At 46.9% G+C, this 24,942-nt stretch carries 25 protein-coding genes and 1 riboswitch; of the genes, 14 read left to right on the top strand and 11 right to left on the bottom strand.

Annotation, left to right across the window (positions count from 1 at the left end):
• Positions 1 to 33 precede the first annotated feature (33 nt).
• From KNP98_RS11900 to KNP98_RS11885, 4 genes are all read left to right on the top strand, one after another.
• Complete coding sequence (locus KNP98_RS11900) at positions 34 to 876, top strand: SDR family NAD(P)-dependent oxidoreductase (RefSeq protein WP_214767814.1); 843 nt, start codon at positions 34 to 36, stop codon at positions 874 to 876.
• 91 nt (positions 877 to 967) lie between these two features.
• A complete protein-coding gene (locus KNP98_RS11895) occupies positions 968 to 2,536 on the top strand; it encodes a GGDEF domain-containing protein (RefSeq protein WP_088838010.1) in 1,569 nt (522 codons plus the stop codon).
• A 10-nt stretch (positions 2,537 to 2,546) separates the two neighbouring features.
• Positions 2,547 to 2,876: a potassium channel family protein gene (locus KNP98_RS11890; RefSeq protein WP_029331830.1), complete on the top strand. Its 330-nt coding sequence runs from the start codon at positions 2,547 to 2,549 to the stop codon at positions 2,874 to 2,876.
• A 17-nt stretch (positions 2,877 to 2,893) separates the two neighbouring features.
• Positions 2,894 to 3,535 carry a hypothetical protein gene (locus tag KNP98_RS11885; protein WP_214811522.1) on the top strand — a complete coding sequence of 214 codons (642 nt, stop codon included), beginning with the start codon at positions 2,894 to 2,896 and terminating at the stop codon, positions 3,533 to 3,535.
• 220 nt (positions 3,536 to 3,755) lie between these two features.
• Here the strand turns inward: KNP98_RS11885 and mgtE are convergent, their stop codons facing one another.
• Positions 3,756 to 5,108 (bottom strand): magnesium transporter, encoded by a 1,353-nt coding sequence (gene mgtE, locus KNP98_RS11880; protein WP_088838012.1) that lies wholly within the window; start codon positions 5,106 to 5,108, stop codon positions 3,756 to 3,758.
• A gap of 229 nt (positions 5,109 to 5,337) precedes the next feature.
• Here mgtE and KNP98_RS11875 point away from each other — a divergent pair, with 229 nt between their 5' ends.
• From KNP98_RS11875 to KNP98_RS11850, 6 genes are all read left to right on the top strand, one after another.
• A complete protein-coding gene (locus KNP98_RS11875; RefSeq protein WP_214811519.1) occupies positions 5,338 to 6,078 on the top strand; it encodes a metal ABC transporter ATP-binding protein in 741 nt (246 codons plus the stop codon).
• Positions 6,075 to 6,926 carry a metal ABC transporter permease gene (locus KNP98_RS11870; RefSeq protein ID WP_029331835.1) on the top strand — a complete coding sequence of 284 codons (852 nt, stop codon included), beginning with the start codon at positions 6,075 to 6,077 and terminating at the stop codon, positions 6,924 to 6,926. Before KNP98_RS11875 ends, KNP98_RS11870 begins: the two co-directional genes overlap by 4 nt.
• Positions 6,923 to 7,837 (top strand): metal ABC transporter substrate-binding protein, encoded by a 915-nt coding sequence (locus tag KNP98_RS11865; RefSeq protein WP_088838015.1) that lies wholly within the window; start codon positions 6,923 to 6,925, stop codon positions 7,835 to 7,837. Before KNP98_RS11870 ends, KNP98_RS11865 begins: the two co-directional genes overlap by 4 nt.
• A gap of 92 nt (positions 7,838 to 7,929) precedes the next feature.
• Positions 7,930 to 8,433 carry a PCYCGC motif-containing (lipo)protein gene (locus KNP98_RS11860; protein ID WP_088838016.1) on the top strand — a complete coding sequence of 168 codons (504 nt, stop codon included), beginning with the start codon at positions 7,930 to 7,932 and terminating at the stop codon, positions 8,431 to 8,433.
• 193 nt (positions 8,434 to 8,626) lie between these two features.
• Positions 8,627 to 9,649, top strand: a complete 1,023-nt coding sequence (locus KNP98_RS11855) for a zinc-binding alcohol dehydrogenase family protein (protein WP_214770946.1) — start codon at positions 8,627 to 8,629, stop codon at positions 9,647 to 9,649.
• Positions 9,650 to 9,889: 240 nt separating this feature from the next.
• Entirely contained in the window at positions 9,890 to 12,325 is a 2,436-nt protein-coding gene (locus tag KNP98_RS11850) for a HAMP domain-containing sensor histidine kinase (protein WP_214811516.1), read from the top strand.
• 81 nt (positions 12,326 to 12,406) lie between these two features.
• Here KNP98_RS11850 and wrbA read toward each other — a convergent pair whose 3' ends face one another.
• The gene (gene wrbA, locus KNP98_RS11845; RefSeq protein ID WP_088838019.1) at positions 12,407 to 13,009 is read right to left on the bottom strand and encodes an NAD(P)H:quinone oxidoreductase; all 603 of its coding nucleotides are present in this window, start codon (positions 13,007 to 13,009) and stop codon (positions 12,407 to 12,409) included.
• A gap of 139 nt (positions 13,010 to 13,148) precedes the next feature.
• The gene (locus tag KNP98_RS11840; RefSeq protein ID WP_214811513.1) at positions 13,149 to 14,195 is read right to left on the bottom strand and encodes a DUF2332 domain-containing protein; all 1,047 of its coding nucleotides are present in this window, start codon (positions 14,193 to 14,195) and stop codon (positions 13,149 to 13,151) included.
• Positions 14,196 to 14,383: 188 nt separating this feature from the next.
• On the opposite strand from KNP98_RS11840, the gene KNP98_RS11835 reads away from it, so the two are divergent.
• On the top strand, positions 14,384 to 16,183 hold the full coding sequence (locus KNP98_RS11835) for an LTA synthase family protein (protein ID WP_214811510.1): 1,800 nt from the start codon (positions 14,384 to 14,386) through the stop codon (positions 16,181 to 16,183).
• A gap of 241 nt (positions 16,184 to 16,424) precedes the next feature.
• Here KNP98_RS11835 and KNP98_RS11830 read toward each other — a convergent pair whose 3' ends face one another.
• The 5 genes from KNP98_RS11830 to groES form a co-directional block, all read right to left on the bottom strand.
• Positions 16,425 to 17,363 carry a HEAT repeat domain-containing protein gene (locus KNP98_RS11830; protein WP_214811508.1) on the bottom strand — a complete coding sequence of 313 codons (939 nt, stop codon included), beginning with the start codon at positions 17,361 to 17,363 and terminating at the stop codon, positions 16,425 to 16,427.
• Positions 17,350 to 17,925: a GNAT family N-acetyltransferase gene (locus KNP98_RS11825; RefSeq protein ID WP_214811505.1), complete on the bottom strand. Its 576-nt coding sequence runs from the start codon at positions 17,923 to 17,925 to the stop codon at positions 17,350 to 17,352. Before KNP98_RS11825 ends, KNP98_RS11830 begins: the two co-directional genes overlap by 14 nt.
• An 81-nt stretch (positions 17,926 to 18,006) precedes the next feature.
• Positions 18,007 to 18,546, bottom strand: a complete 540-nt coding sequence (locus KNP98_RS11820) for a P-loop NTPase family protein (RefSeq protein ID WP_214811502.1) — start codon at positions 18,544 to 18,546, stop codon at positions 18,007 to 18,009.
• A gap of 300 nt (positions 18,547 to 18,846) precedes the next feature.
• Entirely contained in the window at positions 18,847 to 20,487 is a 1,641-nt protein-coding gene (gene groL, locus KNP98_RS11815) for a chaperonin GroEL (protein WP_159173269.1), read from the bottom strand.
• Positions 20,488 to 20,506: 19 nt separating this feature from the next.
• Complete coding sequence (groES, locus tag KNP98_RS11810; RefSeq protein ID WP_029331860.1) at positions 20,507 to 20,791, bottom strand: co-chaperone GroES; 285 nt, start codon at positions 20,789 to 20,791, stop codon at positions 20,507 to 20,509.
• Between the two features lie 220 nt (positions 20,792 to 21,011).
• On the opposite strand from groES, the gene KNP98_RS11805 reads away from it, so the two are divergent.
• Positions 21,012 to 21,704, top strand: a complete 693-nt coding sequence (locus KNP98_RS11805) for a CPBP family intramembrane glutamic endopeptidase (RefSeq protein WP_088838027.1) — start codon at positions 21,012 to 21,014, stop codon at positions 21,702 to 21,704.
• A gap of 21 nt (positions 21,705 to 21,725) precedes the next feature.
• Positions 21,726 to 21,959 carry a DUF4305 domain-containing protein gene (locus KNP98_RS11800; protein ID WP_029331862.1) on the top strand — a complete coding sequence of 78 codons (234 nt, stop codon included), beginning with the start codon at positions 21,726 to 21,728 and terminating at the stop codon, positions 21,957 to 21,959.
• 57 nt (positions 21,960 to 22,016) lie between these two features.
• Here the strand turns inward: KNP98_RS11800 and KNP98_RS11795 are convergent, their stop codons facing one another.
• Both KNP98_RS11795 and KNP98_RS11790 read right to left on the bottom strand, forming a co-directional pair.
• Positions 22,017 to 22,310, bottom strand: a complete 294-nt coding sequence (locus KNP98_RS11795; RefSeq protein ID WP_214811499.1) for a DUF2089 family protein — start codon at positions 22,308 to 22,310, stop codon at positions 22,017 to 22,019.
• 29 nt (positions 22,311 to 22,339) lie between these two features.
• A complete protein-coding gene (locus KNP98_RS11790; protein WP_214811496.1) occupies positions 22,340 to 22,627 on the bottom strand; it encodes a hypothetical protein in 288 nt (95 codons plus the stop codon).
• A 239-nt stretch (positions 22,628 to 22,866) separates the two neighbouring features.
• Positions 22,867 to 22,950: riboswitch (cyclic di-GMP riboswitch) on the top strand.
• Positions 22,951 to 22,975: 25 nt separating this feature from the next.
• Between KNP98_RS11790 and KNP98_RS11785 the strand changes: the two genes are divergently transcribed.
• Entirely contained in the window at positions 22,976 to 23,773 is a 798-nt protein-coding gene (locus KNP98_RS11785; protein ID WP_214802929.1) for a hypothetical protein, read from the top strand.
• A 78-nt stretch (positions 23,774 to 23,851) separates the two neighbouring features.
• Here KNP98_RS11785 and KNP98_RS11780 read toward each other — a convergent pair whose 3' ends face one another.
• On the bottom strand, positions 23,852 to 24,907 hold the full coding sequence (locus tag KNP98_RS11780; RefSeq protein ID WP_088838031.1) for an NAD(P)/FAD-dependent oxidoreductase: 1,056 nt from the start codon (positions 24,905 to 24,907) through the stop codon (positions 23,852 to 23,854).
• Between the last annotated feature and the right edge of the window lie 35 nt (positions 24,908 to 24,942).

Raw genomic sequence — 24,942 nt, 5'->3', positions numbered from 1 at the left:
CTAATGCCACATTAGATAAGGAGGGACGACGATATGAAATCCATGTTAATTACGGGTGCCTCGTCAGGAATCGGATTAGCGACAGCTCGTCGCTTTGCTGAATCCGGATGGACAGTTTACGCGGGGGTACGCGAACGAACGGAAACACTTGAAGACTTTAGTTCTACTCACCTTCGCTTCATTACACTTGATGTCACGGATACGAAAAGTTTGAAAGCAGCTTCTCACCAAATCGAACAAGAGGTCGGTCATCTCGATGTCTTGTTTTGTAATGCCGGCCAAGGCTTACTGCGGGCAATCGGGCAGGCGACGAGTTATGAGATCAACCAACTGTTTGAGACGAACGTCTTTGGCGTGATGCGAACGATTGAACAGTGTCTGCCCCTGTTAAAAGCGGCACCGCACGGGAGTCACTTGCTCGCGACTTCAAGTACGAGCGGACTCGTCGGACAACCACTCAATGAAATTTATTGTGCGAGCAAATTTGCCGTCGAAGGTTTACTCGAAAGCCTCGCGACCTATTACAAACCGTTCTTTTCAATTGATGTGACACTGATTGAGCCCGGTGCCGTCGAGACGAACTTCACGGCAAACGTTCTTGACCAGCTCGAGCAGTCAGGCGGCTTGCATGAGGATGATTTTAAACCAATCGTCGAAAATTATTTACGTCTGTACCGGAAACACCATGCGACGCGCCAAGCATCGCGTGAAATCGCTGAGTTGGTTTATGCCCTCGTCCACATGAAAGAACCAAAACCGTTGCGCGTCCGCACGACACCGGTCGACGAGGCTTTCGTCGCGCATAAGACATCTGCCGATCCGTCTGGATTAATCGGTATCATGAAGACACGTCAATTGACATTAAATCTTGAATGATTTCCCTCTTGTAAAAAAAACGCCGTCATCCTCTCGTCAGACGTCCTATACTGAGACTATATACCTACAGCTTAGAAAGGGCGGTCTTGTCATGACGACATTATTTTTGTTTACCGCGGTTTATCTACTACCCACGTTCATCATGTTTTATATGTCCGTCGACATTTTCTTACGCAACCCGAAACGAGCGGAACACCGCCTGTTAAGTCTGTTCACATTTGCTTACGGGATGATGTTCTTAGGCGAATTTTTCCGAAATGCTTCGCCGATTGAAATGAGTCCGGCTTTCGTGACGTACTGGTTCGGAAATGCCGGATTACTTGTATTTAGTACGTCTCTTCACTTTATCTTTCGTGTCTCAAATCTTCGAAAAAAAATCCCCCGTTTTTTGTATCCCGGGATTTTTTATGCACCGATGCTCATCGTCCTCGTAACTTATCTCTTTCAAACGAATGTCATCAACAGCCAACGTTTTGAACAAGTCGGTCTGTTCATCTACCCAGAATTCAATTCATCTTATTTAATTACAATCACCGTCGGAAACGTGTTTCACACCTTGGTCTTCACGTTACTTGTTTATACACGCAAACAATTAAACGATGCGCGGCGGGGGATTATCACCTTACTGATTTTCGCTGCTTCGCTCACACTCATCTGGAACATTTTGTTCGGTTACTTTTCGTTTTACGGCAAGATCCCACCGTATGCGTATATGTATGGCGGACTCTTTTGGGCGGCTGCCATCACGATGTCAATGCGTCGATTTGATTTCTTGGCTTCTTATCAAACACGCTTCGCGACACTCTACAACTTGAACCCGTCAGCCATCGTTCTTCTAGACCGCAGTGGCGTCATCGAAAGTGCTAATCCGGCCGCCTATCAACTGCTCGAAGAAACGGAACTCGTCGGACAGTCGTTCCTTGATTACTTGCCGCAAAACAAGCGAACGGACTGGCTCGAACATTACACACACCACTTTGACTCTTCTAATCAATTCATCGAATACGAAACGAAAGTCGCGACGATTCAAAAACAGGAACGGTATGTCGTCATGGATGGGGATTTCGTTTTCATCGAACAAGAACTGCATGGGATGTTGCTCATTCGTGACATTCAAGCTTCGAAAGAGGCGGAACAAGCGATTCGTTTCTTCGCCTATAACGATCCCTTGACGAAGATTCCGAACCGACGCAGCTTTTACGAAACAGCCGCGGCGGAACTCTTACAACACGCGAGTTGCTCGATTGCCGTCGTCGATCTCGACGGATTCAAAGCGATCAACGATACGTTCGGTCATCAAATCGGTGATGAATATTTAATTCACATCGCACAGCTGCTAGAAGAACATGTTGCAGAAATCGGATTTGCGGCACGTGTCGGAGGCGATGAATTTTTCTTATTGCTCTATGACCAGACACCAGAACAGCTGCACCACTTCGCGACGTCCTTGCTCGAGCGGTTCCAAGTCAATCCTTTCACGCTAGCTGAAGAATTAATCGACATCCGAACGAGTATCGGGATCAGTTTCTCACCTGACCACGGGATCAACCTTGATACATTGATTCACCATGCAGACCAGGCGATGTATGACGTCAAAAACAACGGTAAAAATGATTACCGGATTCATGATACGATGGACAAAACATTGCGTCAGCATTAAGGAGATTTGTATGATTTCATTTTTAGCGATTTTTTCACGGTTGTTCAAAGGCATTCGACGAGCGTTTCAGATTTCTTATTTCCAGGGACTCCTGTTCCTCTGTTTGTTGACGTTAGTTTCCGGAACAATTTTCTATAGCACCGAAGAAAATTTGTCGATCGTCGATGCTCTCTATTTCTGCATCACGACGCTCAGTACGATCGGTCACCCGACGTTCGTCCCGACGACGACACTTAGTAAAATCTTCACGATGGCCTACATTACGATTGGATGCGGTCTGTTCCTGACCTTGATTGCTACCCTCTCGTACGTATTGATTAAGCAACCCGACGAAGATTGATGAAGGGAGAACGTCCGATGCGACAAGCCGCGATTCAAAACAACTTCGACTGGTGTCGGCTCATCTGTAAGCTCCACGGCTGTACCGTAAAGGAAACGGACGATCAATGGATTGCGACCGGAGACGTGCCTGCACTGTATCCAGAAGTGATGATTCGGACGCCCCATCAACACTTGACGTTCGATACAGCAAGCAGTATCAAAGATTGTACGGCGAGCTATGATTTTTCAAAAGACGGTCTGACTCATCTCTTTACAGCAGAGTGGATTGCACGCCAACCGATTTATGATCGTCGGGCCCTGCCGCCTGACTGGACGGTCGTGACAAACGTGCGGCTTGCAGAACAGTTTTTCAAACTCGTCGACGTCCATGACTTACCACGTGACCTATTCAATCGAAAAGAGGTCCGCCTGTTTTTCTCCGATCAACAACAAGCTGCCTTTATCGCTTTTTCGAACGGACAGACGACGGGACTTTCGCATTTAACATCGGATTATCTAGACGAGCGCTTATGGGACGATGTCATTCGGCTCAGTTCAGCCCATTTTCCCGGGCAACGAATCGTCGGCTACGAGTATGGCGATCAACTGATCACAGCACTCGAAGCCGGATTTGATGATATCGGTCCGCTCGCTGTTTGGACACGGATGACGCCTTGATTCAGGCGATGTATCGCTTATCGAGGTCGAAGAGTTCATGTAGGTATACTGCCTTATAGCGCTTTCTCGTCTTCAAAGCGACACGCCTAAAAAGCATCATGTTTCGTTGACTCCTGCGGGGAAAGCAACGAAATGAACGACGCTCTCCTTTCACGACTACAACTTTGTCTACACGAAAGAAGCACGCCTGACAAATCGTCAGGCGTGCTTCTTCAATGTTTCACATCAAATGATTGATAAAGGCAGTCGCAATCCCGAAATAAACGAGTAACGACAAGATGTCATTGAGCGTCGTAATGAGTGGACCCGAGGCAATCGCCGGGTCAATCTTCAACCGGTGCAAAATCAGCGGAATGATTGTCCCGGCGAGCGTTCCGAAAATCAACGTGATGATTAACGAACTACCGACGACGAGACCAAGAATCGGATTTCCCTGCCAGACATAGGCAATGATGGCGATTAAAATTCCACACGTCACCCCGATGATTAAACCGACGCGGAATTCCCGTAAAATCAAACGCGTAACGACCTTTTTGTCGACTTCCCGTGTAATCAACCCCCGGACAACGACCGCAAGTGATTGCGTTCCTGTGTTTCCGGTCATCCCGGCAATCATCGGCATGAAGAAGGCGAGCGCAACGACTTTCGATAGTGTCTCCTCAAACTGACTGATGATCGAACCGGAAACGAGGCCGATGAACAGTAATAAAATCAACCAAGGCAACCGACGTGTTGCGGCAATCAGTGGTTTCGTCTCAAAATCAATCGACTTACCGGACGCTGCCAGCTTCTCGATGTCCTCATTCGCTTCTTCCCGTAAAACATCTAACGCATCATCGACCGTAATCAGACCGACGAGTACATCGCCTTCGACGACAGGTAACGAAACGAGGTCATAGCGTTCGAACATCTTCGCGACATCTTCCTGATCGGTTTCAGCCGATACACGGATGACTTTTTGATCCATGACGTCACCAATCTGCTCGGCATTATTCGCAAGAATTAAATTCCGGTATGAGATGACACCGACGAGTTCACTCAACTGATTGACGACGTAGACATAATTAATCGTTTCCGAATACTCGATATAGTCACGCATCTTTTCGACGGTCTCTCCGACCGTGAAGTCTTCCGGGACCCAAATAAAACGGTTTGTCATCAAGCGACCGGCTGTCTCGACTGGATAGGTCAGCAGGTTTCGGACGACGAGCGCTTCATCCTGACGCATACCGGACAGAAGGCGGTCGACTTCCTCTTCTTGCAGCTCTTCTAAGAGGTCAACTAAATCATCGTTTTCCATCAAGTCCATTACGTGACCTGCATGTTCGACATCGAGTCGACGCAAGACTTCTAATTGTTGTTCAAGCTCAAGTTCCTCAATGACATCTGCTAAACGCTCGTGATCGAGATAACGAAGCAGCCGTTCTTGCTCGACTGGTTCTAGCTCAACATAAAGCTTTGCTAAGTCATAGGGATAGACTTCCTCAATCGCTTGTTGTGCTTGTTCACGACGCTCTTTTAACAGCGCATCCAGCAATAATAACTTCCACTGTTGTTCATTCGACTGACTCACGTTACCACCCCCACGTTTTCTCCTTCTTTATCTTAGCATGAGATGTTCAAAAGCTCCCCCCTTTGAATCCAGTTGACATTTGCAGACAAACCCGTTAAAGTTTGCCCTAAGGAAACATTTATAGTTTAACGAATGATACATGACTTTATGCAATCTAATTTTTTTAGTTCTTTTTTTGCCCTAAGGAAACTTTTTATACCTTCATTAAAATTTGAAAGGAGCATGTACGATGTACGCGATAGAAGTAGAACACTTATCTGTCTCCTATTTTGAGACGACGGCACTTGAAGATGTGTCGTTAAACATTTTATCCGGTCAGCTCGTCGGCATCATCGGTCCGAACGGGGCCGGGAAATCAACGTTCATCAAAGCCTTAATGGAGTTGATTCCTGCGCAAGCTAAAAAAATCACCCTGCTCGGACAAACGATTGATGCGACGCGAACTCAAATCGCCTATGTCCCACAACGGAGTGCCATCGATTGGGATTTTCCGATTCGTGTCCTCGATGCCGTACTGATTGGTTGTTATCCGAAGCTCGGGTTGTTCAAACGACCGAACAAACACCACCGCGCTTTTGCGAGTGCTTGTCTTGAACGCGTCGGCATGAGTGAGTTCGCCGACCGCCAAATCGGTGAACTGTCTGGTGGACAGCAACAACGGGTCTTCTTAGCTCGTGCGCTCGCACAGGAAGCTGAACTTTTATTACTCGACGAACCGTTCGTTGGTGTCGATGTCGTCAGTGAACGTGTCATCATCGATCTCCTGCGCACGTTGCGTGACGAAGGCAAAACGATCATCGTCGTCCATCACGATTTGAGTAAGGCAGCTGATTATTTTGACGAATTATTACTCCTTAACAAGACGGTAATCGCGTACGGTCGACCGGAAGAGGTCTTGCAAGCAGATACGATTGAAGGGGCTTACGGGAATCCACTTGCCTTCTTGAAGAAAGCGGAGGTCTCCTCATGAATTTCATCGAAGCGATTTTTCAATACGATTTTTTACAAAAAGCACTCATCACGTCCATCATGGTCGGTGTGATTTGCGGCGTGATCGGATGTTTCATCATTTTGCGCGGCATGTCTTTGATGGGCGACGCGATTTCGCACGCCGTCTTACCCGGTGTCGCGATTTCCTACTTGCTTGGAATCAACTTCTTCATCGGAGCGGTCGCAACGGGTCTGCTGACGGCACTCGGGATTGGATTCGTCAGCCAAAACAGTCGTATCAAGAATGATACAGCGATCGGCATTCTCTTCACGTCCGCCTTCGCTCTCGGGATTATCCTGATTTCATTTTTACGCAGTAGCAGCGACCTGTACCACATCCTGTTCGGTAACGTGCTCGCCGTCCGTCCGAGTGATATGTGGATGACCCTCATCATCGGTATCATCGTCCTCGGTGGCATTTATCTCTTTTACAAGGAATTACTCGTGACCTCGTTCGACCCGACGATGGCAGCTGCCTACGGTCTTTCGACACGATTCATCCATTATTTACTGATGATGATGTTGACGCTCGTCACGGTCGCCTCCTTACAGACCGTCGGCATCATTCTCGTCGTCGCGATGCTGATTACGCCTGCTGCGACAGCCTATCTGTTGACGAACCGGCTCTCACGGATGATTTTCCTGTCGGCCAGCTTCGGAACGATTTCCGCCATCATCGGTCTTTACTTGAGCTTCACGTACAATCTGTCTTCCGGTGCGTCGATTGTTCTCGTCGCAACCGCATTGTTTGCGCTCGTCTTCATTTTTTCCCCGCGCCACGGTTTGATGCGGAAATGGAAAACATCAACAAAGGAGGTTGCTTCATGAAATTAAAAACGCTCATTCCACTCGTCGGTCTCAGCGCGCTACTCGCTGGATGTTCAAGTGAATCAACAGACAACGATAAACTTCAGGTCGTCACGACCTATTCGATTTTAGAGGACATGGCCCGCGTCGTCGGCGGTGAACACGTCGAGGTCCATAGTATGGTCAAAATCGGAGCAAACCCGCATGAATATGACCCACTTCCGACGGATGTTCGAAAAATGGCAGATGCCGATGTCGTCTTTTACAACGGACTCAACCTTGAAGCTGGAGGTTCATGGTTCAACAAATTACGTTCAAGTACGAACAAAGACGATAAAGATGCTCCTGTCTATGAACTGAGTCAAGGTGTCGATCCGAAGTACCTGACATCTAAAGGGAAAGAACAGGAAACCGATCCCCATGCATGGCTCGATCTTCAAAACGGAATTCAGTATGTCGAAAATGTCAAAGACGGTCTCATTAAAGAAGACCCGGAACATAAAGCTGATTATGAAAAAAATGCATCGTCCTATATTCAAGAACTTGAAACACTCGATACGCGAGCAAAAGAACGCTTTGCCCGGATACCGGAAGAACAACGTCACCTGATTACGAGCGAAGGTGCTTTTAAATACTTTAGCGATGCTTACGATTTTAAAGCCGATTACATTTGGGAAATCAATTCAGATAACCAAGGGACGCCGGATCAAGTTCGCCGCGTCGTCGACTTGATTAAACAACAAGAGATTCCCGTCCTGTTCGTCGAAACGAGCGTCGATCGTCGGAGCATGGAAACTGTCTCGCGTGAAACCGGCGTCCCGATCGGTGGTACGCTCTACACCGATTCACTCGGTGCCGAAGGAAAAGACGGATCGACCTATTTGACGATGATGGAAGCGAACTTCGATACGATTGAACAACAATTGAAATGAGCTAGTCATTAAATCGTCATCATCCCCCTCTCAAATCGATTAAACGACACGGTATACTGACTGATAGAGGAAATCGATTTGGAGGGAAGTTCATGAAACGACAAGTACGTTGGTTTACACTAACGTTGACGGCAAGTCTAGCGCTCGGCGCTTGTGCCCCAGCGGAACAACATACAGACAAGCAGATGAGCACAGAACATGCAGAGCACGAGACGCACGGTGCAGGGGATCAACTCGAAAAAACGAGTGCCAAGACGATTGCACCCGCTTTCTTAAAAGAAACCGATGAATCGATCCAAACGATTTATCTTGCCGTCGCCAAGCATCAAGACTTACTTGAAAAGATGCCGTGTTACTGCGGATGCGGTGAGACAGCCGGTCATACGAGTAACTATGACTGTTTCATCGCCGATCAGACAGCAGCAGGTGAAACGACGTGGACGACACACGGCATCACATGCGGGACATGTCTCGATATCGCGGCACAATCCATCGTCGCCTACCAACAAGGAACACCGATCAAAAAAATCCGCCAAGACATCGATGCAACTTACGCAACTACTGGAGTCGCCCCGACAAAAACACCTGCATTATAATACTCATTCAAAAAGCCCCTTACTCACACGGCTGCGCATCTTTAAATGCGTCGTCTGATCGATGGGGCTTTTTTTGTTGACGCACAATTAGCATTCAAAGCGTTAGTGTTTCCTTCTTTCTGTAGACGTTTCATTTCAGCTACACGGTGGAACATTTTGAAGAGATACCTGAAACAGGAAAGGATGACGACAGATGACACAGATGAAAGCCGTTGGATTTCACCAACACTTGCCGATTACAGAAGAGAATAGTTTGATTGATCTTGAACTGCCACGTCCGGAAGCGACTGGTCATGATGTACTCGTCGAAGTCAAAGCCGTTTCCGTCAATCCGGTCGATACGAAAGTCCGGGCACATGGTCAAGATGAAACAGAACCGAAAGTCATCGGTTACGATGCTGCCGGAATCATCGTCGAAGTCGGGAATGACGTCGGGCGGTTCGAAGTCGGTGACGAAGTCTATTATGCCGGTGCCATCAATCGTCCGGGATCAAACAGTACGTTCCAACTCGTCGACGAGCGAATCGTCGCGAAAAAACCGGAACGGTTGACGTTCGCTGAAGCGGCGGCGTTGCCGTTGACAACACTGACGGCATACGAAGCATTAACCGATCGCCTCCATATCTCGTTTGACGCCAAGTCGAACCTCGACAAGACGATTTTAATCGTCGGTGCAGCCGGTGGTGTCGGTTCCATCGCGACGCAACTCGCGAACAAAGCCGGACTGACCGTCATCGGGACGGCTTCGCGCAGTGAAACGATCGACTGGGCAAAAGCACACGGGGCACACCATACGATCAACCACCACGAAGACTTCCGCCCGCAACTGGAAGCACTCGGTTATTCGTATGTTGACTACATCTTTTGTTTGAATGCGACCGATCAGCATTTTGAAGCGATGGTCGATGTCATTGCGCCGCAAGGAAGTATTTGCAGCATCGTCGAAACCGACAAATTGCTTGATTTAAGTGCCCTGCAACAGAAAAGTGCGAACTTCGTCTGGGAATTCATGTTCACCCGGTCCCTGTTCCAAACGCCTGACATGATGCGCCAACACGATATCTTGACGCAAGTCGCGGCGTGGCTCGATGCAGAGGAGTTAGAAACGACGGTCACGAAAACCTTGACCGACATCAATGCAGCAAACTTAAAAGAAGCCCATCGTCTCGTCGAAAGTGGGAAGACGATTGGGAAGGTCGTCGTCGCAGAAGCATGATCCGGTCACTTCACCCAAGCCATTCAAGTAAAACACTAACTTAACTAAGTTCAATTCTACGCTCAGGCATACTGTCAATCAGTATGTCTTTTCTAATGTTAATTTCTCATATTAAAGATATTTTAATTTTTCTTCTATATTTTTAAGTCTAAAAAATGTACGATTATGATAAGAAAAATATGTACACAAGTTACATCTAATGCATATATACGCTGACGTAAAGGAGCATTTAAAAATTATATGAATAAATGGTTAAATAAAAAAATCAGTCGGCAAATCATGTTCGCTTTTTATCTTATCTTACTTGTACTTTCAACGACCTCGATTGCTGCTTACTTTTATACAAATCATCAAGTCGCTAATGCCGAAAGTAGGATTGACGATATCAGCACCAGAGAAGACCGCGCGACGAAGCTCTGGGATACATGGCAGTCGCTTCAGTATGAAGTCAGGGGCTATGTCGTCTTCGGAGATGACGCCGTCATGGATGTGATCGAGTCGAAACAAGCATCACTCGAGCGCCAGACGAAATGGTTCGAACAAAATCGGATTTATGAAGCTGATCAAATTTATGCGACTGACATCCGATCGCTCTATACGTCGTATACGAAATTCGTCATGCCGAGTCTCATCCGTTACGTCCAAGCGAAACAGTCAGGAGCGATTGATGAAACGTTTCTTGAGATGCCGAGTTTAAAAGCAATGATGCCAGACATTCCGTCAGACCCTGACCGGAAATTTAAAATGGATGCTTCCGATAGCGAAACGATGCGCACGAGTGTCAACACGATGGAAAGTGTCTTTACGAGTTACCGAAACAGCTTAAACGCAAAGGAAGCAACAGCAAAAGACCAACTCGTTCAACAGACGAAATACGCCGGTTGGATCTGGTTAATCAACCTAGCAGTCCTGTTTCTCGTCGTGTTACTCCTCGTTCGTCCTTTCATCGAACGGACGACGCGTCAAATCCAACTGCTGAGTAAAGAAAGTAAATTGCTCGCGCAAGGACAACATACAGCACCACTGATTCCGATTGAACGCTCTGACGAAATCGGCGAACTTAGTAAATCGTTTCATCAGATGGCATCCGCCCTGATTGATAACAAGCATCGCCTGATGTCGACGAACGATAACTTGGAACAAGCACTCAAAGTGACGTTACGCAATGAAGCATTACTAAAAATACGGAACCAACTGACAGAGACGCTTGCTTCCCGTGACTCCGTGACGGCTTATCCTGCTGTCATCGAAAAAATGGTTGAAATTACAGGGTCGACGCATGGATCACTTATCTTTAAAGAAGGAACGACTGTAACCAATATCATCTCGCACGCGATGACAGATCAAGAACAGGACACCTTGATCGCGACGATTGAACCATTAATCCGTCAAGCGCGCCGTGATAAGATACCGCATACGGCACAAAATGCTGAACGCGCCTTAGCCGTTACTCCGGTTCTTGATCCGAGCACGGATGAAATCATTGCCTATATCTATTTAATGCGTTTAGACATGGCCTTCAACAAACAAGAACAAGAAGAACTTGCGACCTTCTCACGTCAACTCGCCCTATCCCTGCTTCGGATGCGAACGTTTGATGAGATCGACCGTGAACGTGAGAAGACATCCCGTCTTCTAAACTCCATCCGAGAATCCGTCGTCTACATTGAACTGGACGGCTCCAATCAGTTAATTAACCGGCCGTTACTTGATCTATTCAACCATTCAATCGAACAAGATTCGGAAGTCGACTGGTTGCTTGATATTGATGAATCAATCGTCAATTTAAAATACCGGGTTGACCAACTGCCTGAGTTTGAGCGTTATTTGCATCAAACCTTTATTGAGCACGAAATCGGTGAAGGTATCCTGTTCTCGATCGATCAGGAAAAACGTTTTATCAAAACATATTCTGAAAAAATCCACTATGGTGGTCAGTTCCGTGGCATCATGCTCGTCATGCGTGACGTCACGAATGAAGTCGAAATCGATCGTTTAAAAAATGAACTCGTTTCGACGATCTCGCACGAATTACGGACACCCTTGTCATCGATTTACGGATTTACCGAATTGATGATCGAACGTGAGCTGTCACCGAAGCGGCAAAAGACTTACCTCGAAGCTGTTCACTCGGAGACAAAACGCTTATCTCTGCTGATTAACGATTTCCTGGATTTACAACGGATGGAAGCAGACCGGCAGGAATATGAGTTTGAATCGTTTGATTTAATCGAACTGATTGAAGACCTGAAACAATTCCACGGTCTCTCTTCGACGACTCATGTGATTACTGTCTCACACGATGTAACGCACCTGTTAATCGAAGGCGATGCGAAAAAAATCCGCCAATTGTTCGGGAACCTAATCAACAATGCCATCAAATATTCACCGGCCGGCGGAGCCATCGATATCGAATTGGCGGTTCTTGATACGCAGGCTTCCGTCGCGATTCGTGACCACGGAATCGGAATTCCGACTTCTGCGATGGGTGAATTATTCCAAAAATTCTACCGGGTCGATAACTCGGATACACGCAAAATCGGCGGGACTGGACTGGGTCTATCGATCTGTCGCGAAATCGCCCGTGCTCATGACGGCGAAATCCACGTCGAATCCATCGAAGGTGAAGGATCGACTTTCACCGTCGACTTGCCATTGCGCCATCCGAATGCTTGATTTCAACTACACACTTCATACAAAAAGGACGCTCGATAAACGCTATCGATCGTCCTTTTTTGATTGCTTGAATTTGCGCTCTTACTTCAGGAGACGGCTCGCCACTTCGACTGTCCGTTTTGCTTGATGACGGACGGCAGGTTCAACTGACTCAACCATCTTCCCTTCCTGGTCGACGGTGACCGTCGTTCCGTACGGGTTCCCTCCTGCTGCAAACAGCACCGGATCCGAATAGCCGGGTGCTGCGACAATCGCACCCCAGTGGAACATCGTCGCATAGACGGCAAGGACGGTCGTTTCCTGACCACCATGCGGGTTTTGTGCAGAAGACATTGCACTGACAACTTTATCGACAAGTTTTCCTTGTCCCCAAAGTCCTCCCGTCGTATCAAGGAATTGTTGGAATTGACCCGGGACATGTCCGTACCGCGTCGGCACACTAAAGATGATCGCGTCCGCCCAGTCGAGTAAGTCGACGGTTGCTTCTTCGACGTCACGTGTCGCGTCCGTATGTTTTTGCCAAAGTGGATTCGAGGCAATCGCTTCCGCCGGTGCGGTTTCTTTAACTTTTGCAAGGCGGACTTCTGCTCCGGCAGCTTCCCCTGCCTCTTTCGCCCACGTGGCGAGTTGATGATTGGTACCGGTCGAACTGTAGTAAATGACTGCTAATTTCACATTAGACATGGAATCGCTCCTTTTCTACGACAGTGACGGACAATGGATGTACAGGTTATCTTTTCCCATTTTGTCTGTAAAAAAACGCCTTTATCTTGATCCTAAGATTTTTTGTGACTGAACTTCGATGCCTGCTTCTCTTTTTTTCTTAGTTCGGAAGAACGGATGCAGTCGGCAACAACCATTTGAACCAACGTCCGTGCCCGTCCGTTTCAGCAATCGTCTGTTCATGGAGTGCCCCGTCCCGGTACAGATCGAGGTGCAAATAACGGTCCTGGACGTTATTGTACAGGTGATAGACGTCACGCGTCTGTCCAATCCGCTCGACGACGTGGAGCAGTTCTTTTTTCAGTGCAAGCGGTAACTGGTTTGCGACATGGGTATGGAAAATACAGAGGATATGCGCTGTCGGAATTCGCTCGGCACATGGTTCAAGGAGTTGAATCCCATCCCCTTCAATCAGTTCGAGTGGATGTTCGGCGACGTAACGTGCCGCCTGTTCAAACAGTTCAAGCCGCTCACGGTGTTCCGTCCAAATCAAGGCCTTTAACCATAATCGTTCGTCGTCATCCGTCAAATCAACGGTGTTCAAGTCAAGCCCGATTCGCTCGGCAATCGGCGGTGCTGTCCGTGCAAGCGGTGGGACATGCTCACCTTCAATCGTCGACGTCAAACGAAGACGCGACGCCGGATTTCCGAACGTCTCCCCCGTTCCGTAGTCATATGCGTACTGGTCGAACAGCAACTGCAGACCGGCACTCGTACCGATCTCAAGTAACGCGAGCGGACGCTGTTCGGCTTGATGAATCATCCCGAAGACCGGATAGAGATAGGTACAGCGCCGGACTTCGTTCGTTTGGACGAGACGCGTCGTCAGCAACTCAATCAATTCCGTTTCGTAGACCCGGCAAAAATCCTGAAAAGCCGGAAATGACTCATCGAACGGTGCGGCGTCCGTCGTCACACTCGGATAATACCGGGCTAACGGATGCTCGACCCCTTTTAGTAACAGATAATGGACGGCACCAAACAATAGGTTCGGTACCGGTTGTCCGTCCCGTGCCTGTTGGCATATTGTCAAGATCGCTGTGTCACACGCGACGTGACGGGATAAGTACTCATAAAAAGGGCTCGAGTCCTTACACTCGCGTTCCGCGAACGTCTGAAACCGTACCGCTAATTCTTTGTTCGTCATCGCTATTCCCCCTACTATATCGTTCTTTTGAATAAATTCACCAAATTATTCCAAACCCCTTTTTTATATTTTATAAAATAAACGAATATACCATTTCACAATTTTTAGCACATCGTGATGTTCCTTCGCTTTTGTTATAGGGTAAATAGCATTAGACAACGATGATACAGACAAGGAGGTTGGCTTTGATGATCGGATTCGGTTATGCATTTTATTTACTACTGGGCATGCTCAAGTTCATGCTGTTCAGCTTTTATACAAACACAGAAGTTTCATTCAAGCTCGTCCTGTTGAACCTGGCCGGGATGTTGCTGTTATCGAGCTGGACGCTACTCATCCAGTGGAAGAAACGGCGATGGATCTGGCTTGGTCTGTTAGTGCTACATAGTTTCCTGTTAGTCTCAGATCTTTGGTATTACCGCTACTTTGACGATTTACTGTCCGTTTCCCTGATGTCGCAAATGCTTCAAATGAGTGATGTGGGCAGTGGTTTTATGGCACTGATCGTCCCGACCGACTTTTTCCTGTTCGCAGATAGCATCATCTTCGGACTCGTTTTAATTTTCTTACGGAAGAAACGGTTTGACATTGCAAAGCGACAACAACATCGTTCGGCGGTTGCCGCTTTTCTCGCCGGCATCGTGCTGTTCGCAGCACCGCTCACCTATGCCGTCGTCAAACAGGACCAGCGGCTCGACCAGTCGATCTCCGACATGCGTGACTACTACCAGCTCGGGTTTTGGGGATATCACGGTGTCGATCTCGCCCGTGGAATCACGCGGGCCATCAGTCCGGACGGATCATTGACGGAAGCGGAGCGGCGACGGCTCGAACAATCCGCACCGGATGAAACGGCTGGTGCTGTCAACACACCGAACATCATCATGGTCCAGTTGGAATCCTTCCAAGGGTCCGTCATCGGACAGATGATTAACGGGCAGGAGCTGACGCCGCACTTAAACGAACTCAAACAGGAGTCGCTCTACTTCGAGTCGTTTTATCACCAAACGCACGAAGGACGGACGTCGGATGCGGAATTCATTACGAATACGTCGCTGTACCCGTTGAAGTCGGGCTCGGTCTACACCCGTTTCCCGGACAATGAGTTCGGCGCCTTACCGCAACTGTTAAAAGACAGCGGCTATGACACAGCCGCAATGCACGCCTACGACAAAGGGTTTTGGAACCGGGACAAAGTTTACGACAACCTCGGATTCAATCACTTTTTCAGTAATAAAGATTATCCGGACAACAAAGAAATCGGAATGGCCTTAAATGATAAACAGTTTTTGACGAAGTCGATCGAACATATGGAGACGTTACAAGAGCCGTTCTTCTCGTTCCTCGTCGCCTTGACGAGTCATACGCCGTATGAGATTCCAAAAGACGAACGCGAACTCGACTTAACAGGGTACGACGATCCGATGCTGAAACGGTATTACCAGACCGTTCATTATGTCGATCAAGGCGTCGGACTGATGATTGACGAATTGAAAGCGAAAAACATGTGGGATGATACCCTCGTGATCTTTTACGGTGACCACGACAGCGGCTTGACGAACGAAGGCAGCGAACTGCGGGAGAAAGCCGGAATCGACAACCCGGTCGACCTGTTCGAACTTGACCGGCAAGTTCCGCTGTTCATCAAGAAACCGAATCAACAGGACGGAAAGATCATCAAAGAAAACGGCGGACAAATCGATATTGCTCCGACGATCGTCGACTTGCTCAACCTCGAGTCATCCTACATGATGGGCAACTCGCTCGTCGATGATGAACCGAACGTGACGGCGTTCCGTGATGGTTCGTTCCGTTATCAAAACTATTATTATGAAGCGGACTTAACGGAAAAAGCCGGCAACGGTGTCTGTTATGACGTCTCGACGACAAGCGAAGTCGACCTTGATTTATGTAAAAAACAAGCGGATGTCCGGAAGGATTTACGCCTATCGGATGCCATCATTGAGAAGAACGGCTTGGAACAATAAACGAATTAAGAAATCACTTTTTCTTCACGCGCTTTCCTCAGGCGAGACACAAGCCAGTTTTCCTGTCCTCTCTGGACAGGAAAGCGGGTCTTGTTTGTCTCTGACAGCGCAAGTCACCTTGCGCTTTTTCCTGCAGGAGTCGCGTGATTCAAATGATTTCTGCAACACTAAAGGAGGAGCAGGACTCAACATCCGGCTCCTCTTTTTATGTGCTTTAGTCAATCCATCTTGAACGGATCATTTAGTGAGATGTCCGATATTTATTCAACCACTGTCGTTCCTCGTCAAACAGGACATCCCATCTTTTCGTGATGATCCAGTCAAACAACACCGGAATCGTCTTATCCGATTGTCGATAGCGATTCAAAAAACGCAGTGCAACCAGACCATCGTCGCTTTGAATCTGCCGCTTTCGCTTCAACATAGTCTTCAGCCGTTTGACGACCGGCTGAATGGAGGATGCATCCCCGTGTTTCGCAATTCCGAGCAACGCATATGCTTTGACGTCGACCGACCGATCCTCCAAACCTTTTATAAACATTGGCAGGAACGAGTCGTCTCCTAGTTCACTGATGGCATTGAGTGCCGAGTGCCGGACATCACCTTTCGGATGATCGAGGAGCGGTAACAGATGCGGAATCACCCGCTCCGTCCCGATCGTTGCCAACACAAAATTCGCACTCATGATCTCAAACGAATCGGTGGAGGTCGTAATAAATCGAATTAACGCCTCTTCTGCTAAAGCCCCCCGACAGGAGCCGAGTGCATCAATCGCCGAATTTCGAATAGCCGAACGGGAATCCTCGACATACTGGATGATATCCGTCGCGTCATGTACCCGTTCCTGTTTCGCCGGCTCATCGAGGATGCTGACAATTAGTGTCGGCTTCGTCTCTTGCGCCAGCCGTTCTAACAGAAAATCAGCAACACGTACGTCACCTGTATTCATCCCAATTGTCCCAAGCATAAAGTAGAAATACTGTTTCATTTCTAGTCGCTTAGTCTGTTCAAGCAGGTCCATTAACACAGGAAGCATTTGAATATCCTGAAAACGCCGTGCTGTTTCATAAGCCAAGTCAGACGGCGGCCCTTCACTCGTAGAATAACCCCATTCTTCATCGTACACATATTCATCAATCGACATCTGCCCCGCTAATGCGATCAATTCATCTTTGTTCATCGTCAGTTCCTTTAGTCTTCTCAAACAGTTTATACCAGTACAACGTGATATCAATTTCCGGATTAGCAGACTGTTTCAGCGTATCTACCCCACCAAGCACAAATCCTTCTTTGGCATAAAAACGGCAGGCAATCAGATTATCGTTTTGCGCTTCAAGCGATAAGCCGATCAACGACTGTTCCTTCGCCCAGGTTTCGGCTGCTTCAAGCAACAAATGGCCGACACCATTTTTCCGAAAACTGCTTCGGACAGCGATATTTTCAATGTAGGCCAAACGATTCCAGTCTTTGACGAGACGGATTTGCCCAATGCATTCGTTCTCATGAAAAGCTAACAAAACAATTTTTTCACTGCTGTCGATATAAGTAGACCAATCCAGTGTGTCATCCGGGAAACGGATTTCTGATAGAGTATCGTATAACTGTTCTTCGTAAGACCAAATGCCGTCAGAAAAACGAGGAAGGACTTTACCAATGATAGGGAACGATTCATTTGTGTCGTTGATGATAGTTATGGATTGTTCCGTTAAAGGCCGAATCACGATTTTTTTAGATTGATTCATTAATTTCACCCTTCACTATGTATTTTCCAAGTTAATTCTTCAGTTAAATATCGAAAGTTTCTTCTCAATTTAGAGTTAATTTTAATATGACTTACTCAAGTACCCCTTAACCATCGCCACACATTCTTCAACCGAGTAATCACCTTCAATTCTTAATATCGGGCAAGATAATTCATTCATCCACTGCTCATGCAGAACTTTGCTTCTAACTTCTGGACCAGCATGATCATATAGTGAAGCCCACTCCAAAAAAATTTGCGATTGTTCATGCTTATCCCCATCCGGTAGTACTTCTTTCCCATATCTTTCGATTTCTCGCTTCTGCAATCTTTCGAGTCTAATTTCCGATGGAACCCACAAGAAAATAACGAGATCGAAATAAGACTTGAAATAATCTCCCCAGTTTACCGTGGCTCCCGATAAAATCCACTGTTCAGATTGTGATAAATCACTCTTTAGCATTTCTATTCTGTCAGGTATAGGTCGTTGTTCGGTAAATTTAGATATCCAAAAGTAATCATCTGCATCAAAAATTTTGTGGGGAAGAATTTCTGCTAAAGCTTTACCCAGTGTTGACGTTCCAGATCCCGAAGCACCCATGATATGAATTTTATTTTTCATTTTTCTTCTCCTTTATAGATTCTTTGTTTATCCGGTTTCTAATTATATAATTTTCCTGCTCCCAGATTATATTTTAACAAAAAAATTTACCTAATCCCTAAAACCATCAGAAGTAGACGCATACAGTTCAATTGAAACCCTGATATTTAAAGCAGTTCTCAATAAAATTCTATATTAACGAAACAAAAAAGAGACCCTCTATAAGTTCAGTGAACTTACAAAGGGTCTTCCCAAAAATCAAAAGTAGAATAGCAATCCTTCAATCTAATTCTACCAATCAACGGGTTGAATGCTTATATTTTACATCATTCCGCCCATTCCACCCATGCCGCCCATATCAGGCATTGCAGGAGCAGATCCGGCTGGTTCTGGTTTATCGGCGATGACGGCTTCTGTCGTTAAGAACATCGCTGAAACAGACGCTGCGTTTTGAAGTGCTGAACGCGTCACTTTCGCCGGGTCGACGATTCCCGCTTCAATCATGTCGACGTACTCGTCTGTCGCGGCGTTGTAGCCCATTCCTTGCGCTTCATGCTTGAGACGCTCGACGATGACTGAACCTTCTTGACCGGCGTTTTCCGCGATTTGACGGAGTGGTGCTTCGAGCGCACGAAGGACGATGTTGACGCCTGTCGCTTCGTCGCCTGTTGAGACAGCAAGAATCGATTCGACGGCTTTCGTCACGTGAATAAAGGCTGTTCCCCCACCGGCAACGATTCCTTCTTCGACGGCTGCACGTGTCGCATTCAGTGCATCTTCAATCCGGAGCTTGCGTTCTTTCAGTTCCGTTTCTGTTGCTGCTCCGACTTTGACGACAGCTACGCCGCCCGCGAGTTTCGCAAGACGCTCTTGCAGTTTTTCACGGTCGAAGTCGCTTGACGTTTCTTCGATTTGCGCACGGATGGCGCCGACACGTGCTTCGATTGAATCACTGTGTCCGTGTCCTTCGACGATCGTCGTGTTGTCTTTTGAGACGACGACTTTCGACGCACGGCCGAGTTGCATGATTTGTGTTTCTTTCAAATCAAGACCGAGCTCTTCTGTGATCAACTCTGCCCCTGTGACGATTGAGATGTCTTCGAGCATCGCTTTACGGCGGTCACCGAAGCCTGGTGCTTTCACCGCAACCGCGTTGAACGTACCACGGAGTTTGTTGACGACGAGTGTCGCGAGTGCTTCGCCTTCGACGTCTTCCGCGATGATTAAGAGCGGTTTATTTTGTTGGACGACTTGCTCAAGGACTGGCAAGATTTCCTGGATGTTCGAGATTTTTTTATCTGTGACTAAGATGTACGGGTTCTCAAGCACCGCTTCCATCTTGTCGGAATCCGTAATCATGTATGGTGACGCATATCCACGGTCGAACTGCATCCCTTCAACAACGTCGAGTTCTGTCGTGAAGCCGCGTGACTCTTCGATCGTGATGACACCGTCCTGACCGACACGTTCCATTGCTTCCGCGATCAATTGACCGACTTCTTCGTCAGCAGCAGAAATCGCCGCAACTTGTGCGATTGCTTCTTTGCCTTCAATCGGTTTTGCGATGGCGTGGAGCTCTTCGACGGCACGGCGGACCGCTTTTTCGATTCCTTTACGGATAACCATCGGGTTTGCGCCCGCTGTGACGTTTTTGAGTCCTTCACGGATCATCGCTTGTGCGAGGACTGTCGCTGTTGTCGTACCATCCCCTGCGATTTCGTTCGTTTTCGACGCGACTTCCGCGACGAGTTTCGCACCCATGTTTTCAAAGTGGTCCTCAAGTTCGATTTCTTTTGCGATTGTCACACCATCGTTCGTGATGAGTGGTGAACCGAATTTACGTTCGAGAACGACGTTACGTCCTTTTGGTCCGATCGTCACTTTGACTGCGTCTGCTAATGCGTCGACACCGCGGAGCATCGCGCGGCGTGCTTCTTCACTGAATAAGATATCTTTTGCCATGACTGAAATCCCCCTTTTATTATTGTGCTACTGCTAAAATATCGCTTTCGCGTAAGATTAAGTATTCATTGCCATCGACCTTGACTTCTGACCCGGCATACTGCGCGTAGATGACATGGTCGCCGACGTTCACTTCAAGTGGTACACGTACACCCTGCTCTGTCACACGGCCTGTACCGACAGCGATGACTTTACCCTCTTGTGGCTTTTCTTTCGCTGACCCAGGAAGAACGATTCCTCCGAGTGTTGTTTCTTCTTTTTTAACGACTTCGATCACGATGCGATCACCAAGTGGTTTTAACATGCGAAACATCCTCCTTGAAAATGACTGTTTTTTAGCACTCACTTTAACGGAGTGCTAACATATTTTTATCTTAAACGGTTTTCGATTGAAATTCAACCCTGAACCCTTATCCGTTTTCCCGAAATCGCCATCTTTGAACCATCACCATTCGTGCGCCCGGCCGGTTTGTTTGTTACAATCGGGACAGTACCTTCAATACAAAGGAGTTGTGTCCCGACCGATGAAAAATTCCGTCAATCTGCCGTTCAACATGGCTGATAAGTGGCAAATCCGTCACATCATTCCGATTGTGATTTATTTGATCGTCCAGCTCGTACCGGCAACATTCCCGAGCTTTCTCTCAAAAAGCCAAATTCCGGGTGTCCTCGGCTGGTGGCTTGCGATTGGCTTTACCGTTGCTGTCATCGTCTCGTTCTTCTGTCTTCGTCCTGACTGGCAGAAGTGGAAAGCAGAGGGCAATCAGACGGATCCGATTGACACATTAAAGTGGATCGGGATCGGAATCGTGTTGCTTTACGCCTTACTGATTAGCGTCAACCTGCTTGATGCCTGGATGTCTGGTGGACTCGAAAACGTCGCGAAATCACAAAATACGGATGACATCATGAAAGCAATCCAAGTCATCCCGATTTTACAGCTGATGGTCGTCTTACTCGGACCGATCATGGAAGAATTTTTATTCCGTCACATTATGTTCGGGAACTTGTCGACAAAACTGAACTTCGTCTTCAGCTTCGTTCTCAGTGGTGTTATCTTCGGGTTCATCCACGGAGACAACAAGTTTTTGATTTATGTCGCGATGAGTTTTGTTTTCTCACTCGTCTTCGTCAAAACGCGCCGCATCATAGCACCGATTGCGATTCACGTTTTCAATAACGGAATTGTCGTACTCGCACTCTATGCAATGACTTAACTTACGAAAGGTAGTGTTTTCATGCGCCAAGGCTCAAACTTCATGGCATTATTTTATGCCCTGTTCGGTATTCTGTTCATGTACCTCGCGTACAGCAACTCGATCGAGGCAGGAACCGTCTTTAACTTTTGGACGATTCTGTTGACACTGTTCGCAGCGATCGACTTTTACCGTCTCTATCTGATTTTCCGCTTCCGGATGGCTGCGAAGAAGATGATTGAGAAGGAACAAAACAAAAAAAATGATAAAGAATAAGTAAGTATTTTCATCAACAAGCGCGCCTTCGCTATTCGAAGACGCGCTTGTTTTCTTTTAATGAGATTTATCCATTCGATACTTATCAATGATTACTTTCGCGACATCTAAACTAATCCGCTCATCGATGACAAGGTTCTTAATCATGTTAACGAATTCGACATCATCTTCCTGTACTGACTCAATCCGTTGAATGAGTTGATTCAGCTTCGTTCGAACCGTCGGATACGAGACTTGATACGCAACTGCCATATCTTTAAGCGATCCTGAATTTAAAACAAACTTCCGTATGAATTCAAGATGTTCTTGTTCTAATGCCAATACCCATGGAGGAACTTCATTTCTGTCCATTGTAGTGTACTCCTCTATCTATTTTTACGTTACAAATCTTGCACTTCGAGTCGATCCTTTTCCTGCTTCAAACGTTTTTTACGCGCTTTTTCCCCATCCAATCCAATACCAATCAACGTCGAAGTACTAATCATTGTACCGATTTGTATTAAAGATTTTTTGTCCTCAGACCAGACGCCTCCATAGAAATAGATGTAGATCCCAGCGAGTACAATCAGTACCGGTAATAGCCACGCGAGTTTTCCATTTTTCCTAGATAAATAAAATTGTCCAACCATGAAAATAATAACACCAATCGCAATCGATAAACTCCCCATAAACTAGACCCCACTTCTATTTAATATAATCCAAATATGAATTATATTAAATAAAAAGTCAACATAGTTTAATTTAATTTAAATATTGTTTTAAAAATAGTTACTTTTATTAAAAAAAGTGATTTAGAATATATTTATTATCTCACTTCAAATAATTTATATTTTACTGACTCATTATCGAAAACCCTTATCTATCCATAGAAACAAATCACTTATACTGAATATACGGTTCTTCACCGGAATCGAACGGGCAAACCCACAGAAATGTGGTGACGCAAAACTATAGGGGCTACCGCTTCAAGCTATGCTTGCCAGTTACCGAAGTTCACAAAAGGAGACTACGTTCACATGAAAAAAATCAATTATGTCGTTACTGCCGGCCTCGCTTGTGCGTTGATGCTGACGCCGCTCGGCTCAATCGATGCCAAGAGTAAAACATCGAAGCATGACCGCAACAAGAACGGAATCCATGACAGCTGGGAAAAGAAGTACAAGCTTAAAGGGAAAAAACTTGCGCAGCAAGATACGGACCATGACGGCTTAAGCAACTACACCGAATATAAGCTCAAACTCAATCCACGGAAGAAAGACAGCGACCGCGATAAGATCAGCGACGCACATGAAGATACGGACCGTGATGGCTTAACTAACGCCATCGAACTCGAGCTTGGGACAAAACCATACAAACGGGATTCTGATGGTGATGGAATTCTCGATGGCAAAGAACGCAACAAGGGTGGTCACCGCTATGAAGATATGCTGAAAAAAATGAAGATTGCTCTCGCGACAGAGACGACGCAAAGTCAGATTAAATACCAGTTTAAAAAGAAGAAGAGTCAGCTGCGTGTCAAAACGAATGACGCAACGGTCGATGAAACCCGTGTCCGCCAATTGATTCAGTTCATCGAGTCACATCCGAAGATGACGGAAGAGGAATTACGGGCACAATTCGTCAGCTTATTCGCTCTCTCTGGTTCTTACGAGTTGGAGATTGAACTCGAGTACTTCGATCACGAAGAAACGAAATCAGAGCACCGTCACGTTGAAGAAGACGAGCAAGACGATGATCAAGGTCAGGACGAAGATGATGATTCAGATGATGACTCGGACGACGAGCATGAAGATGAAGATGAAGATGAAGATTAATCCTTAAACAAAAAAACACCTGCTCTAAAGACGACCGACGTCCATGTGACGAGGGGCGATCTTTAAGACAGGTGTTTTTTACTTTTCGTTGACCATTTCTTGAATCAATTCACGGTTCCGTTTTTTGAAAACTTCATTGTGGGATGAGACCATCGCGACTTTGGCAGCATCCGGTTCAATGAACTGCTTCGCCCGGTTGACGGCGTTTGCCGCGTCCTGGAATGTACCCGAAATCAAGTTCACCTTTCCGTCATGCGTCAAAATATCTCCTGCTGCATACAATCCCGGTACACTTGATTCGCTCGACGCGTTACCGGCGATGTAAAAGTCGTCGACTTGTTTGATGTCGAGTTCCGAGTTCGCGAGCAACTCTGCTTCCCGTTCGTAGCCATGGTTGATGATGACTTCATCGACGTCAACGATGTTTGTCACGTCCGTCGCACAATCAATCAATTCGACGGACGCAATCCGGTGGTGATCGTCGCTTGCGATCAACTTATGAATCGTCGTGTTGAGGAGACAGACGGCTGAGCTTCGGACGAGTTGGTCGACTTGTGCCTCGTGACCTGTGAAACAGTCTTTCCGGTATGTGACGTAAACTTTTTTCGCAATCGGTTCGAGCTCGTTCGCCCAGTCGATCGCTGAGTTACCGCCACCTGAAATCAGGACCGTCTTATCTTTAAACCGCTCAATCGATTTGACGGTATAGTTCAAGTTCGACACTTCGTACCGTTCGGCCCCTTCAATCTTCAGTTTTTGGGGATTGAGTATCCCGCCGCCGACAGCGACGATGACTGTCTTCGAATAATGAATTTCTCCCGACTCCGCTTCGAGGACGAAGTTTCCGAATACGTCTTTTGCGATCGAAATGATTTTTTCATTCAGGTGCACGGACGGATTAAACGTTAAGCCTTGTTCGACGAGTTGCTCGATCAGCTTCGCTCCGGTAATGGGTGGCTGTCCCCCGACATCCCAAATCATCTTCTCCGGATAAACATGAATCTTGCCACCAAGCTCTGCCTGGTATTCAATGATTTTCGTCTTCATCCCGCGTAATCCGCTATAGAAAGTCGAGTATAACCCGGCCGGGCCTCCACCAATTACCGTTACATCAAACAATTCCTGCTGTTCCATCTCACTCACTCCTCGCTCTCGACTACGACTGATTA

Source organism: Exiguobacterium sp. s127, from assembly GCF_018618695.1.
In the GTDB taxonomy this organism is placed as follows: Bacteria; Bacillota; Bacilli; order Exiguobacteriales; family Exiguobacteriaceae; genus Exiguobacterium_A; species Exiguobacterium_A oxidotolerans.
This window is presented reverse-complemented; position numbering and strand designations above follow the sequence as displayed.